Annotated in this window: 12 protein-coding genes; 6 read left to right on the top strand and 6 right to left on the bottom strand. The window is 72.7% G+C overall.

Translation table 11 applies throughout. The features are described 5' to 3' along the window. Nucleotides 1–2790: DUF5107 domain-containing protein (locus AB0F70_RS08315; RefSeq protein ID WP_357445998.1), on the bottom strand; the 2790-nt coding region annotated here is incomplete at its 3' end. 130 nt (nucleotides 2791–2920) lie between these two features. Between AB0F70_RS08315 and AB0F70_RS08310 the strand changes: the two genes are divergently transcribed. After that, nucleotides 2921–3805 carry an AraC family transcriptional regulator gene (locus AB0F70_RS08310; RefSeq protein WP_357445995.1) on the top strand — a complete coding sequence of 295 codons (885 nt, stop codon included), beginning with the start codon at nucleotides 2921–2923 and terminating at the stop codon, nucleotides 3803–3805. A 12-nt stretch (nucleotides 3806–3817) separates the two neighbouring features. Here AB0F70_RS08310 and AB0F70_RS08305 read toward each other — a convergent pair whose 3' ends face one another. Beyond that, on the bottom strand, nucleotides 3818–4696 hold the full coding sequence (locus tag AB0F70_RS08305; protein ID WP_357445992.1) for a LysR family transcriptional regulator: 879 nt from the start codon (nucleotides 4694–4696) through the stop codon (nucleotides 3818–3820). A 116-nt stretch (nucleotides 4697–4812) separates the two neighbouring features. Here AB0F70_RS08305 and AB0F70_RS08300 point away from each other — a divergent pair, with 116 nt between their 5' ends. After that, nucleotides 4813–5673: an aldo/keto reductase gene (locus tag AB0F70_RS08300; protein WP_357445989.1), complete on the top strand. Its 861-nt coding sequence runs from the start codon at nucleotides 4813–4815 to the stop codon at nucleotides 5671–5673. 39 nt (nucleotides 5674–5712) lie between these two features. Next, complete coding sequence (locus AB0F70_RS08295) at nucleotides 5713–6651, top strand: aldo/keto reductase (protein WP_357445986.1); 939 nt, start codon at nucleotides 5713–5715, stop codon at nucleotides 6649–6651. Nucleotides 6652–6790: 139 nt separating this feature from the next. Here the strand turns inward: AB0F70_RS08295 and AB0F70_RS08290 are convergent, their stop codons facing one another. Then, entirely contained in the window at nucleotides 6791–7525 is a 735-nt protein-coding gene (locus AB0F70_RS08290; protein ID WP_357445983.1) for a lytic polysaccharide monooxygenase, read from the bottom strand. Between the two features lie 326 nt (nucleotides 7526–7851). Here AB0F70_RS08290 and AB0F70_RS08285 point away from each other — a divergent pair, with 326 nt between their 5' ends. Next, nucleotides 7852–9294, top strand: a complete 1443-nt coding sequence (locus tag AB0F70_RS08285; RefSeq protein WP_357445980.1) for an MFS transporter — start codon at nucleotides 7852–7854, stop codon at nucleotides 9292–9294. Between the two features lie 115 nt (nucleotides 9295–9409). On the opposite strand, the gene AB0F70_RS08280 is transcribed toward AB0F70_RS08285, so the two are convergent. Beyond that, entirely contained in the window at nucleotides 9410–9706 is a 297-nt protein-coding gene (locus tag AB0F70_RS08280) for a hypothetical protein (protein ID WP_357445977.1), read from the bottom strand. 135 nt (nucleotides 9707–9841) lie between these two features. Here AB0F70_RS08280 and AB0F70_RS08275 point away from each other — a divergent pair, with 135 nt between their 5' ends. Continuing rightward, the gene (locus tag AB0F70_RS08275) at nucleotides 9842–10135 is read left to right on the top strand and encodes an FAD-dependent oxidoreductase (RefSeq protein ID WP_357445974.1); all 294 of its coding nucleotides are present in this window, start codon (nucleotides 9842–9844) and stop codon (nucleotides 10133–10135) included. Nucleotides 10136–10213: 78 nt separating this feature from the next. On the opposite strand, the gene dnaG is transcribed toward AB0F70_RS08275, so the two are convergent. Continuing rightward, on the bottom strand, nucleotides 10214–12211 hold the full coding sequence (gene dnaG, locus AB0F70_RS08270; protein WP_357445971.1) for a DNA primase: 1998 nt from the start codon (nucleotides 12209–12211) through the stop codon (nucleotides 10214–10216). Between the two features lie 109 nt (nucleotides 12212–12320). After that, nucleotides 12321–13196 (bottom strand): helix-turn-helix domain-containing protein, encoded by an 876-nt coding sequence (locus AB0F70_RS08265; protein WP_357445968.1) that lies wholly within the window; start codon nucleotides 13194–13196, stop codon nucleotides 12321–12323. 43 nt (nucleotides 13197–13239) lie between these two features. Between AB0F70_RS08265 and AB0F70_RS08260 the strand changes: the two genes are divergently transcribed. Next, on the top strand, nucleotides 13240–13692 hold the full coding sequence (locus AB0F70_RS08260) for a VOC family protein (protein WP_357445965.1): 453 nt from the start codon (nucleotides 13240–13242) through the stop codon (nucleotides 13690–13692). Nucleotides 13693–13768 lie beyond the last annotated feature (76 nt).

Here is a 13768-nt window from a genome sequence, read left to right as displayed (position 1 = left end):
CGACGTCGGACCTCGACCGGCCACCGCACACCCGACGACACCATCAGCAGACTCTCCCTCGATCAGCGCTATTGCACTGACCGTATGAATCCGCCACCCCTGGCTGGCAGCAGCTGCATGGTCATCCGACGCCATCAGCGCGGCCAGGCGGTCCGCGGGGCTCGCGCCCAGCAGCGCGGCGAGCTGGTCACTCTCGTACAGCAAGCGGGCATCGCCCGGCGCGGCGGCGCACGCCCGGACATAGGCGTCGCGGGCCGCGGTCAGGTCGCGCTCGTGGTTGACGGCGCCCAGGCCGATGTTCCGCCAGGCGACGGCGTCGGCCGGGTCCAGCGCCACGGCCTCGCGCCAGAGCGCCAGGGCGTCCGCGCGGCGTCCGGCGGCGTACGTCCAGTGCCCCAGCAGCGACCGGGCGACGGCGTCGCCGGGTTCGGCGTCGGCCGCCTCCTGGAGCACCGCCGCGTCGGCGAGCCGGCCGGGAAAGCACCAGGTCGTGTCGAGGGTGCGGGCCCGGACCCGCTCCGCTGCGGCGTCGGCGGCGCGACCCGCGAGCCGCAGCACGTGCGCGCGGTGGTAGGCCAGCAGCGGCCGGACGGCGGTCTGGCCCGCCGGCCGGTGGTCCTCTCGACGTTCTGCGTCGGCCAGGCAATCCAGCGCGGCGTCGTGCTCCCCCGCCCCGGCGAGCTCGATCGCGACGTCCAGGAGCGTCTGGGCGTCGCCGCTCGCGGGCAGCCCGTCCAGGTGCCGCAGCCAGGCGTCGAGCGGGTCGAGCGCACGGGCCGCGGCCAGCACGGAGGCGGCAGCCTCGTCCTGCCCCGCCCGGCGGTGGCACACCACGGCGAGCGCGAGCGCCTGCAGGTGCTCCGGCTCGGTGCGGCGCACGTCGGCGAGCCGCGCCAGGGCTTGTTCATGTCGGCCGGCGCGCGCGTCGAGGCGGGCCATCCGGTAGCCGGCGGGGGCCCGCCAGGCTCGCGCCCAGGCGGCCTGTGCGTAGGCCTCGTAGGCGCCGACGTCGTCGCCGAGCTCCTCGCGCACCAGGCCCAGCAGGTAGATGGCGGTGGTGTCGCGGGGGCTGCGGTGCAGCCTGGTCAGGCGCCCGACGGCGCGTTCGAGGTGCTCGGCGGCCTCCGCGAAGCCGCCCGCGGCGTAGGCGCGCCGCGCGAGTCCGATCAGGCTGTCCGTCTGCCCGGGGTCCCGGCGCAGGGCCTCGTGCCAGTAGGGCTCGGGGGCGCGGGTGGCGTGCCGGTACAGCTCGAGGTGCGCGGCGATCAGCGCCAGCTCCTCGACGCTGCCGACCTCCTCTGGCGCGGGCGGCTCCTGGGCGGGAGCGGGCTCGGGGATCTCGAGGGACCCGTCCGCCGGCGTGGCAGGCTCGGCCCAGGTGACCAGCACCCGCCCCTCGTGGGCGACCGTCACCGTGAGCGGCCCCGTCCCCGCGAGCAGGTCGTGCGCGAGCTGCACCGGGTGCGCCGGGTCGGCGTCCACGACGTCGGTCGCCAGGACGCGGTCGCCGTCCGACAACGTCACCTCGATCCCCGCCAAGGGACGCGGCACGACGACGCCGGTCCGCGCCGTCGTGCCAGTACGTGTCGCCAGCCGCTCCAGGCGGACGGCGGCATCGAGCGTGGCCCGGTCCACCGGGCCGACCTCGCGGAACGGGTACCAGAACTGGGAGAACACCTTGGTCTCGCCCGGCGCGAGGTGCGCGAAGTCGGGCTGGTTGTCCGTGAAGACGCCGGCCATCAGCTCGACGTAGTGCGAGCCGTCGTCGGCCAGGTTCTCGTCCCAGGCGTGCCCGAACGGGGCGTTGCCCCAGGTCCACTGCTTCTTCCCGGGCGAGAGCGCGCGGTCCGCCACGTGCACGAAGCCGAGGCGGGCCGCGTGGTCGTACCCGCCGAAGAACTCCTCGCCGCTCGCCAGGCACATGTACGACGTCGGCACCGGGATGTTGCGGTACCAGTCGAGCTGGTCGCCGGCGAGCCCGGCGCCGTCGGCCGCCGTACGCACCTCGTCCGCGAGCGCCGGGTAGTCGACGCCGTAGTAGGGCCGGTCGGCGTGCGGGAACGCGGTGATCGCGCGCCGCGCATGGTCGGCCACGTACGTGACGTCATGCGGGAAGAAGGACTGGTAGTCGTCGTCCACCTTGGCCGCGACGTTGGCCCACCACAGGAACGACTGCGGCAGCTCCGTGCGGTTGTAGAGCCGCACCGTCAGCTCCAGCACGGCGCTGTCGGGGCGCAGCCGTACGCCGTGCATGCCCTTCATCCGCGTGAACGGGTCGTGGTCGGAGCACCAGACGACGACGGCGCCGTCCGGCTCCTCCTCGATCTCGGCGTCCACCGGCAGGTAGGTCGCCGGGCGGTGGTGCTGGGGCCAGTTGAACTCGACGCCGCCCGCCACCCACGGGCCCGCCAGGCCGACCAGTGCGGGCTTGATCACGGGGTTGGTCCAGAAGAAGTCCTGGCCGGTGCGGCGTTCCCGGGCCGCGTGGATGCGACCGCCGAGCTCCGGCAGCACCACGATCCGCAGCCACTCGTTCTCCAGGTGCACCGCGCGCCAGGCCCGCTGGTGGGGCTCGTCGGCGATCTGGTGGTGAAACGGGAGCGGATACACCCGCCCCGACGAGCCCTGATAGACCCGCCGGTCCAGGTACGCGGGGAACCGGTCTGGGGGCAGGGGTTCGTAGGTGGTCAGGGTGAGCGGCGCCTCCCAGGCGGCCGCGGCCCGGCCGGCCAGGTCGTCGGGCCGGTCGGGAAGGTCGGGCAGTTCAAGCGCTGACTCCACATCGAGCATGTGATCGACGGTACGAACCAGGGGCCGACGCCGGAAGCGACGTATCGACTCACTTGCCTGGATGATCCGACGATCCTTGCCGATGCTCCCCCTGCTGACGTCGCCGGGCCGGTGAGGCTACGCTCCAGGGGTGCGAATCCGCGACGGCTTCCCCGGACAGCGCCTACGGGTGCTGCCGACCACCGTGGTCCGCGCGGCCGTGGAGGCCGGCCCCACGTCGCGGCTGCTGGTCACGGACGCGGGCTATTTTCCGCATGCGGCCAACCACGGCCGGGTCCGCAAGCACGGCGCGATCGGGACCATCGTCATCGTCTCCTCCGCCGGGCGCGGCTGGTGCCGCACACCCGGCGGCCTGCACCGGATCTCGGCAGCGGAGGCCCTGGTCATCCCTGCCGGGGTGGCCCACGAGTACTGGGCGGATGACGACGACCCATGGACGATCTGGTGGATGCACGCCCGTGGGCCCGACGCCGGCGAGTTCGAGCGTGACCTCGCCACACGCGCCGGGCCGGACGACGTAGCGGTGGTCGAGGTGCACGATCTGGTCCGCGTCGTCGCCGACCTCGAACGCGTGGTCCAGGCGCTGGAGACCGACGAGACCTACCCCAGCCTGCTGCGCTGCGCGGGGGCCGGCTGGTCGGTGCTCGCCCAGATCGGGGCCGACGCCGCGGCGGGCAGCCCGGTGCGGGGCGAGCCGGTCCGCGCCGCGCAGGAGTACCTGCGCACGCACCTGGACACCGTGGTCGACGTGGCCGCGCTCGCCCGCCGGTTCGGCCTGAGCACGTCGCACTTCTCGGCCCGGTTCCGGGCGGCGACGGGCGGTGGCGTGGTCGAGTACGCCAAACGGCTGCGGATGGCGCGGGCGTGCGAGCTGCTGATCACGACCGAGCTGCCCGTCGCCGACATCGCGCGGTCGGTCGGCTACCCCGACCCGTTCTACTTCTCGCGCCAGTTCCGCAGCGTCCATTCCTGCAGCCCGACCGACTTCCGGCGCGGCCTCCACGACCGCGCCTGATCCGCCCGAGGCTCAGGCAGCGGGCACCGAGGCGTCGTCGAGCAGCTCCAGCAGGTGCGGGGCGGGCGAGTCCTGGCGCTCCCCCGAGTTGGTGACGACCGAGACCACCCAGTCCGCCCCGCCGTCCGGCAGCAGCGGGACCACTGCCAGCCCCCCGGCCTCCGGCTTGGCCGCGACGTGCCGCGGCACGAGCGCTACGCCGAGCCCGCGGTTGATCAGGTCGATCAGCGTGTGCACGTCGTTGACGGTGAACCGCACCAGGCGGTGCACGCCGCGCGCGCCGAGCGCCTCGTCGTTCATCCGGCGGATCGCCCAGGAGGGGTGGAAGTCGATGAAGCTCTCGCCGCCGAGCTCGGCCCGGTCCACCGCCGGACGGGACGCGTACCGGTGCTCCGGCGGGCACAGGAGCACCACCGGCTCCCGGCCCAGGACGGCGCGCGGCAGCACGCCCACATGGTCCGACGTCGCGACGAACGCGGCGTCGAGGTCGCCGTCGCGCACCCCTGCCAGCAGCTCGTGCGAGCCCGCCTGGGTGAACGCGATCTCCACCCGCGGGTAGCGGCGGTGGAACCGTTCGAGCAGGGAGCCGACGTCGACGAAGCCGAGGCACTGCTCCGCCCCGACCCGCAGCGTTCCCGCGAGCTCGCGGGAGACCTGCACCACCGCGTCGCGAGCTTCGGTCGCCGAGGAGAGCATGGAACGGGCGAAGGGCAGCAGCGCCAGGCCGGCCTCGGTCGGCTCGACCTTGCGCGTGGTCCGCGTGAACAGCCTGGTGCCCAGCTCGACCTCGAGGTTACGGATCGCGGCGGACAGCCCGGACTGGGAGACGCCGGTGACCTCGGCGGCGCGGGTGAACTGCCGTTCGTCCGCGAGGGCGACGAGGTATTCCATCTGACGCAGTTCCATTAAGCAGTACCAGTTCTACGAATGATGATGAGGAGTTGTTGGACTTCTAGGTTATCGCTTCCTACTCTCAGTTCGAACCCGTTGCGACACGAGGAGTAACCATGCAGCAGCGCAATATCGGCGGCCGCGCCGTCTCCGCGATCGGCCTCGGCGGCATGCCGATGTCCATCGAGGGACGCCCCGACCGTGACCGCTCGATCGCCACGATCCACGCCGCCCTCGACGCCGGCGTGACCCTTATCGACACCGCCGACGCCTACCACCTGCACGCCGACGAGGTCGGGCACAACGAGGAGCTCATCGCCGAGGGCCTGCGCGCCTACGGCGGCGACACCTCCGCCGTCCTCGTCGCGACCAAGGGCGGGCACCTGCGCCCCGGCGACGGGTCCTGGACCAAGGACGGCCGGCCCGAGTACCTCAAGGAGGCCGTGAAGGCGTCCGCGAAGCGGCTCGGGGTCGAGGCCATCGGCCTGTACCAGTTCCACCGGCCCGACCCGAACGTGCCCTACGGCGACTCGGTGGGCGCGATCCGCGACCTGCTCGACGACGGCGTCATCGAGATGGCCGGCATCTCCAACGCGAACCCGGACCAGATCCGGCAGGCGCAGGACATCCTCGGCGGCCGCCTCGTCTCGGTCCAGAACCAGTTCTCACCGCGGTTCCGCTCGTCGGAGCCCGAGCTCGAGCTGTGCGCCGAGCTGGGCATCGCGTTCCTGCCGTGGAGCCCGCTCGGCGGCATCTCCAACGCCGGGGAGCTCGCCACCCGCCACGCAGCCTTCGCCGAGGTCGCCGCCGACCACGGCGTCAGCCCGTACCAGGTGGTCCTGGCCTGGGAGCTCGCGCTCGCGCCCGTCGTCGTGCCGATCCCCGGGGCCTCGCGGCCCGCCAGCATCACCGACTCCGCCGCGGCGGCAGAGCTCGAGCTCACCGCCGACGAGGTAGCGCGACTCTCCGCCGCCTGAGCCCCCCCTGCTTCCCACCCACCACAGGAGAAAATTTCAGTGAAGACCTTCACCCTGCCCGGGACCGACCTCACGGTCCCGAACGTCGTCCTCGGCCTCATGCGCATCCAGGAGAAGACGGACGAGGAGGTGCGCGAGCTGGTCAAGACTGCCCGCGACGCCGGCATCTCGTTCTTCGACCACGCCGACATCTACGGCTCGCCCCTGCACGGCTGCGAGAAGCGGTTCGCGGAGGCGATGCAGCTGACGTCGTCCGAACGCGAGCAGATAGTGCTCCAGACCAAGGCCGGCATCGTGTACACCAAGACGGGGACGCACTTCGACTTCTCGTACGAGCACCTCACCGAGTCGGTCGACGCCTCGCTGGCCGCGCTCGGGACGGACTACATCGACATCCTGCTGCTGCACCGCCCGGACGCCCTCATGGAGCCCGACGAGGTGGCGCGCGCGTTCGACGACCTGTCGGCATCGGGCAAGGTGCGCTCGTTCGGCGTCTCCAACCACACGCCGGGCCAGATGGAGCTGCTGCGCAGGTCCGTCTCGCAGCCGATCGTCGCGAACCAGCTCCAGCTCTCGGTGACGCACGCGCCGCTCGTGGCGCAGGGCGTTGCCGCGAACATGCTGGCACAGGACCAGGCGATCAGCCGCGACTCCGGCACCCTCGACTACTGCCGCCTGAACGACATCACGGTGCAGGCATGGTCGCCGTTCCAGGCCGGGTTCTTCACCGGCGTGTTCCTCGGCTCGCCCGAGTACCCGGAGCTGAACGAAGTGATCGACCGGCTCGCCGCCAAGTACGACGTGCCGGCCATCGCCATCGCGACCGCCTGGATCACGCGCCACCCCGCGCAGATGCAGGTCGTGCTCGGGACGACCAGCCCCGAGCGCGTCGCGGGCGCAGCCCTCGGGTCCGACGTGCCGCTGACGCGCCCCGAGTGGTACGAGCTGTTCCGCACGGCGGGCCACATCGTTCCGTAACGCGGGAGCCGCCGCCGGCGGGACCGGCGCCGAGGTGAGTACAGGGCTGCGGGGTGTGTTGCGCGGGGTAGACACCGTCTACTCAGGGCAACACACCCCGCAGTCGTGGTCTTTCCACCGGCTCCATCTCGCCGCGGTTCTATCGCGGCGTGATGGGTGTTGGCGTGGTGGGGGTCGCCGGGGTGAAGTTCACGTCGGCGCAGCTGTAGAACGCCTCCGGGCTGTCCGACCGCGTCCAGATCGAGTAGATGATGTGGCGACCGGACTTGTTCGGCAGCGTGACGTCCCAGTAGTACTCGTCGCCCTGCGGGCCGCCCGGGCGCAGCGGCGGGTTCGTCACCTCGTTGAACGGCACCGCCTCGAGGTCGTCCCAGGCCAGGGGCTGGTCCGGGTCCCAGCCGTTCTTGGTGACGTACTGCGCCCACGTTCCGGGGTGCTTGGCCCAGGCGTTGTACTGGAACGTGATGGTCTGGCCGGCGACGAGCGTCGTCGTCGGCCACTGGGTGCCCGGCTCGCGGAAGGCGGAGAACGACTCCTGGGGACCGCACAGGTTGCCGTCCGGGATCACCTCCTGGTGGTTCCCGTCCGCGTTGCTGAGCAGGTTGCCGAACCAGTTGTAGAACGGGTAGTTCCCGTTCACGGCCAGCGCGTTCTGGCACATGGTGTTCTGCGGGTCCAGGTCGCCGCCCGGGTTGCCACTGAGCGCGTCCACGTAGCACGCGTAGGTGCGGGTGGCCGGGTAGGTGAGCCCGCCGTGCGCGTAGGCGGCGGGCGGGTTGGGCTGCACGACGACGATCGCCGCCGCCGCGAGCAGGACCAGCACGGCGGCCAGTGCCGTCGCCCGGACCCGGCCGAGTGTGTTGTAGAGGGTCACGTCCAGCTCCTTCGTCGGTGCTCCGAGTGATCAGGTCGTTCGATCCTCGGAGCCCGTCGAAGGCCGGACAATGCTCCGTATCGTTTAAGCGATACGTCTCAGGGCCGCCCTGCGGCGCGCGATCGGCACGGACGAGGCCGACGTCAGCGCGTTCCTGGACACGATCGGCCGCGTCGCAGAGTCGGTGCCCGACCGCGGGAACGGACCGGTCCCCGAGGGCTTGCCGGGCAACCGCCGGAAGTAGGCGCCGGGGGCCGAGCACCGGGAATAGGTGCTGCCTCAGGCAACTTTATACGTGTCGTGCAGCACACCCGGGAGCCCCAGCCATGACCTCGCCGTCCACCGGCACCGCCGACACGCGACTCGGGCTGCGCGGCGACCGCGGCCCCATCCTGGGCGCGCTGATGCTCTCGACGGCGCTCGTCGCGCTGGACGTCACGATCCTCGCCACCGCCTCGACAACCGTCGCGCGCGAGCTCGGCGCGTTCGAGCAGGTCCCGTGGCTGTTCTCGGCGTACACGCTGGCGCAGGCGGTGACCGTTCCCCTGTACGGGCGGCTGGCCGACGTGTTCGGACGCAAGCGCGTCATGATGGTCGGCATCGGTCTGTTCCTGCTCGGATCGGTGCTGTGCGCCGTCGCCTGGAGCATGCCCGCGCTCATCTGGTTCCGCGTGCTGCAAGGTCTGGGCGCCGGCGCGATCATGCCGATGTCCATGACGATCGCCAGCGACATCTACAGCCTCGCCGAGCGCGCCAAGATCCAGGGCTACCTCGCGAGCGTGTGGGCCGCGTCGTCGGTGCTCGGCCCGACGCTGGGCGGCGTGTTCAGCCAGTTCGTGAGCTGGCGCTGGATCTTCTGGGTCAACGTGCCGATCGCGGTCGTGGCGGCCGTCGTCCTGTGGCGCCGGTTCCAGGAGAAGGCGCGGGAGGGTGAGCGCGAGCCGATCGACTACCTCGGCGCCGCCCTCCTGACCGGCGGCAGCACGGCCCTGGTGCTGGGCCTGCTCGAGGGTGGGCACGCCTGGGGCTGGGTATCGCTGGAGTCGGTCGGGATCTTCGGCGCCTCGGTGGTGCTGCTCGCGGGGTTCGCGGTGTCCGCCCGCCGGAGCGCGCACCCGATCTTCGACCTCGGGCTGCTGCGGCGCCGGGTGGTCGGCGCGTCGACGGCGGCCGGGCTGGGCGTCGGCGTCATCACGCTCGGGCTGTCCACGTACGTGCCGATCTATGCGCAGGGCGTGCTCAGCGTCGGGCCGCTTGTGGCGGGGTTCGCGCTGGCCGCACTCCTGGTGGGCTGGCCGCTGGCGGCCACCCTGTCGGGGCGGATCTACCTGGCCATCGGGTTCCGCTGGACCGCCGTCATCGGCGCCGTGATCGTCCTGCTCGGCGCCCTGCTCACGCTGCCCCTCGGCCCCGGGTCCCGGGTGTGGCACATCTCGGTGGCCGTCTTCGTGATCGGGCTGGGCATGGGCCTGGTCGCCGTGCCGACGCTGCTGGCCGCGCAGCACAGCGTGGGCTGGAGCGAGCGCGGCGCGGTGACGGCGACCAACATGTTCTCCCGGTCGATCGGGCAGGCGGTGGGTGTCGCCGCGCTCGGCGCGGTGGTGAACGCCGTGACCACCGTCGGGCCGGACGGGACGCCCGACGGACCGGGCCTGGCCACCGCCGTGCACCTGGTGTTCTGGTGCGTGGTGGGCACCGCCGCGCTGATGATCGGGACGGTGCTGCTGCTCCCCCGCGACAACCCGAGGGACGCGCGGCCGACGGCGTGAGACGCGACGCTTGACTTCATGTCGACATGAAGTCAGAGCACATGCACAACTTCGTGACGCACGACGGCACGCCGCCCGCCGAGTTCCGGGCCGCAGCCCGCGCCGAGCTCGCCGCCTACGCGACAGTGACGGTCCGGGAGACGGCGGCGTCCGCCGTCGTGCCGGACGGCGCAGGCTTCCGGGTCGAGCTCACCGCCGACGTCGACGGCGCGGCCCTGTTCGCGACCCGCGCCGTCGTGCTCACGACCGGGATGTGCGACACGCTTCCGGCGATCCAGGGCCTGGAGCCGCTGTTCGGCACCGTGGCCGCCGTCTGCCCGTACTGCCACGGGCACGAGCTGAGCGGCAAGCCCGTCGCGGTGCTCGGCAGCGGGCCGCACGTGGCCCGCGTCGTGTTCCTGCTGGAGCGCATCGCGAGCCGCCTGACCGTCCTGACCGACGGCGCCGACCTCGAGCCGGGCATCCGCGCGCGGCTCGACGGCGCCGGCGTCGCGGTCCGGACCGAGCCCGTGAAGGAGCTGAGCCGCAGCGCCGCCGGTGCCCCACCGTGTCGTTCGCCGAGGGTCCCGAGGAGGAGGCGGGCGGCATCTTCGTGGCCGCCGAGTTCGCCCAGCGCGCCCCGTTCGCGGAGCAGCTCGGGCTGGACCTGCTGCCGTCGGGCGCCGTCGAGATCGACGCGATGGGCCGCACGAGCGTGCCCGGCGTGTTCGCCGCCGGCGACATGGCGCACAGCGCGGCCCTGCCGATGCCGATGGCGTCGGTACTCACGGCAGCGGCGTCGGGCCTGGTGGCGGCCGCGTCGCTGGACGGCGAGCTCCTCACCCGCGACCACCCCGCCTGACCACTCGTTGAGTGCTGCATATCTGCCCTTTCCGGGCCGCTCCAGGGGCGAATATCCAGCACTCAACGGGTTGGCGGGTCAGGCGTTCGTGGCCTCGCGGAGGGTGCGGCGTTTCGCCTCGATCGCCAGGAGCTCGGCGAACGCCGCCTGGTAGGTCTCCGCGTCCGAGGGGTCCAGGCGCTGCAGGCGGCTCCGTGCGTCGGCGACGCGCCGCATCAGTCCCATGTCGAGCACGCGGTTCACCACGCCCTCGACGAACGCGGGGACTGCCCCCTCCCGGTCCTCCGGGAGGGACGCCACCGAGAGCTGCGTGACGATCCCCGCCACCGTCTCCGAGGCCTGCTCCAGCACGGCGCCCACCCACTGCGCCGCGGACACGTCCCGCCCAGCCGCGGCTCCCCCGGCCGCGCGGATCGCCGTGTGCACGGCCCGCCAGGCGGGTACGGAGAAGGCGTCCTCGCCGAGCGCATCGAAGGACGCCGGCACGTGCTGCGGGTACTGCAGGACGGCGACCAGGGTGAGGCGCTCGTCGCGGGCCACGGGGTCGCGCGGGTCGGGGACGGGCAGCTGCTGCACGCCGCCCGTCGCCGGACGCTCCTCCGGGCCGGCCGGCCCGCCAGGCTGGGTCCCACCGGCCCGCGCCCTGTCGGCGCCCGGCGCGCCGGAAGACCTGCGATCGCCGTCCTGCCCGCCGGGTGCGCGGCGCAGCGACGGGGTAGACGCGACGCGGGCGACCTCACGCCGCATCTCGTCGATCTCGGTGCCGATCCATCCTGCTACCTCGCGCGTGTAGCCGTCCTGCTGGCTACGGTCGCGGATCCCCGCGATCTCCGGCGCCGCCGCTCGCACCGCGGAGACGCGGCCCTCGACGGTGTTCAGGTCGAACTGCTTGATCTTGGCCTGGATCACGAACGCGAACAGGGGCTTGCGGCCGTCCACCAGCGCGCGCACCGCCTCGGGGCCGTTGGCCATGCGCAGGTCGCACGGGTCCATGCCGCCGTCAGCGACGGCGACGTACGTCTGCGCGAAGAACCGCTGGTCCTCGCCGTATGCACGCTCGGCGGCCTTCTGGCCTGCCGCGTCGCCGTCGAACGTGAAGATGATCTCGCCGCCCACGGTCCCGCCGGACGCGAGCTGCATGCCGCCGCCCGCCGTCGTGTCACCGAGCAGGCGGCGCACCACCTTGGCGTGGTCGGCGCCGAAGGCCGTGCCGCACGTGGCCACCGCCGTCGTCACGCCCGACAGGTGCGCGGCCATGACGTCCGTGTACCCCTCGACCACCACCACACGCTTGCCCTTGGCGATCTCCCGCTTGGCGAGGTCGATCCCGTACAGCACGTGCGACTTCTTGTAGAGGCTGGTCTCGGGGGTGTTCAGGTACTTGGGCCCCTGGTCGTCCTCGAACAGGCGGCGCGCGCCGAAGCCGATCACCGCGCCCGTCACGTCACGGATGGGCCACATGACCCGGCCGCGGAAGCGGTCGTAGATACCGCGCTGGCCCTGCGACATCAGCCCGCTCGCGACCAGCTCCGGCTGCGTGAAACCCCTGCCCTGGAGGTGGCGCTGCAGCGCGTCCCAGCCCTTGGGCGCGAACCCGACGCCGAACAGCTCGGCGTCCGACCGGTCGAAGCTGCGCTCGGCCAGGAAAGCGCGCGCCGCGGCGGCGTCCGGCCCCATGAGCTGCTCGGCGAAGAACTCGGCGGCAACCTTGTTGGCCTCCAGCAGACGCTGCCGCTTGCCCGGCTCCTCGCGCGGACGGGCGGAGCCGCCCTCCTCGTAGCGCAGCTGCACGCCGGTCTTGCCCGCGAGGTACTCGACGGCCTCGGTGAAGCTCAGCCCGTCCATCTTCATGACGAACTCGATGACGTCGCCGCCCTCACCACAGCCGAAGCAGTGGTACCGCCCGACGCTGGGCCGCACGTTGAAGCTGGGGCTGCGCTCGTCGTGGAAGGGGCACAGACCCACCAGCGCGCCCACCCCGGCGGGCTTGAGGGTCACGTGCGCCGAGACGATCTCGTCGATCCGCGCGCGCTCGCGGACCTGGTCCACGTCCTCGCGTCTGATCAGCCCGGCCACACTCCGCAGTCTATGCGCGCCCACCGACACCGGAGGCCGCCGTCCACACCCATGAGTCGTCAGACCCACAGGTCAGTCGGGTGACCTGTGCGTCTGACAGGTCGGGAGCTCAGCCAGTCAGGGCCGCCGCGCAGCTGCGGGCGTACTCGCCCGGGGCCACGCCCACCGCCCGCACGAAGTCCCCCGTGAAGTGCGCCTGGTCGTAGTAGCCGACGGCGGCCGCTAGCCCCGCCAGGTCCAGCGCCGGATCGCGGCCCAGCATCTCGGCGGCGAGATGCACCCGGTGCCTCTGCAGCACCCACTTGGGGCTCACCCCGACCCAGTCGGCGAACAGGCGCTGCAGCGAACGCGGGGTGGTGCCGAGCCCTGCCGCGAGCGTGGCGACGGTCGTCCCGGGTACCGCGTCGGCGATCATCGCGAACGCCTCGCCGAGCGCGGCCAGCGCGGCGGTGGACCGTGGTGTCCGGGTGCGCTCGGCGGCGGCCAGGAGCAGCGGGGTGACGGTCCGGACGGCGGCATCGGGACGGCCGTCCCTGGCCTGGTCGATGGCGGCGGCGCCGGCGTGTGCCGCCGTCGGGCCTAGAAAGCCCGCGGGCCCGACGGCGCCCCGCTCGCCCGGGTGCGCGAGCCCGAGCAGCGCCCGGTAGCCGCCCGGGCGCAGCTTGGTGCCGACCACGCCGCCCGAGCCGGACAGGGTGCGCCGGTCGACGGCAACGGCGGGCATGGCATAGGCGAGCAATCCGGTGTCCTCCGCGACGACCTGGCCCACCGGGTGGGGCACCACGGCCTGCGTGAAGGTCGCGCCGGGTGGCAGGTCCCAGGTGATCACCCAGTGCCAGTCGACGAGGTCTGCAAGGTCCGGCGCTGGATCGACGCGGTCGAGCGTGAACCGGTCGCGGGCGCGCGCGGGGTTCACGATGCCGAGCGTGGGCCCGGCGTCGAGCGCCTGCGTGACGGCGGGGCCGCCGTCGAACAGCTGTCGCATTCTTCCAAGACTGGCACACCCCGACCGCGACAGCATCGAAGACATGAAGAACTCAGCCCTGCACCCCAACATCGCCGTGAGCGACGCCCGCGCGGCCATCGCCTTCTACGAGGCAGCGCTCGGCGCCGAGACGCTCGACGTGATCACGGCGGGCGACGCCGTGATCCACTCCGACCTGGTCCTGCGGTCCGCCGCGGGCGAGTCGACGTTCACCGTCGCCGCCGCGTTCCCGCCGGACTCCGTGGCCCCCGAGCCCGGCGCACCCACGCACGCCAGCTTCACCATCCCGGTGGAGGACACCGACGCCGCCTACGCGCGGGCGATCGCGGCGGGCGCGAGCAGCCTGACGGAGCCGGCCGACTGGTTCGAGGGGTTCCGGCAGGCGGCGGTCCGCTGCCCGTTCGGCCACCGCTGGTACTTCGTCACGGTCGCCGACTCGGTGACCCCGCAAGACGTCCAGAAGGCGAGCGACGCCTGGGTAGCGGCCGGCGACTGACCGCCCGGCCGAACGGCCACGTTGACCATGCGGTTACTGCCAGACGAGGCCCTCGGCTGGCAGTAACCGCATGGTC

Source organism: Promicromonospora sp. NPDC023805 (assembly GCF_040639635.1).
Lineage (GTDB): Bacteria > Actinomycetota > Actinomycetes > Actinomycetales > Cellulomonadaceae > Promicromonospora.
The sequence above is the reverse complement of the archived record's forward strand: the minus strand, read 5'-3'. Positions and strand labels throughout refer to the sequence as shown.

Bases quoted from the DNA above. Each gene is read 5' to 3' on its own strand.
- AB0F70_RS08305 (WP_357445992.1), bottom strand. From the start codon at position 4,696: ATGGAATACCTCGTCGCCCTCGCGGACGAACGGCAGTTCACCCGCGCC.
- AB0F70_RS08300 (WP_357445989.1), top strand. From the start codon at position 4,813: ATGCAGCAGCGCAATATCGGCGGCCGCGCCGTCTCCGCGATCGGCCTC.
- AB0F70_RS08285 (WP_357445980.1), top strand. From the start codon at position 7,852: ATGACCTCGCCGTCCACCGGCACCGCCGACACGCGACTCGGGCTGCGC.
- AB0F70_RS08280 (WP_357445977.1), bottom strand. From the start codon at position 9,706: ATGCGCTCCAGCAGGAACACGACGCGGGCCACGTGCGGCCCGCTGCCG.
- AB0F70_RS08265 (WP_357445968.1), bottom strand. From the start codon at position 13,196: ATGCGACAGCTGTTCGACGGCGGCCCCGCCGTCACGCAGGCGCTCGAC.
- AB0F70_RS08260 (WP_357445965.1), top strand. From the start codon at position 13,240: ATGAAGAACTCAGCCCTGCACCCCAACATCGCCGTGAGCGACGCCCGC.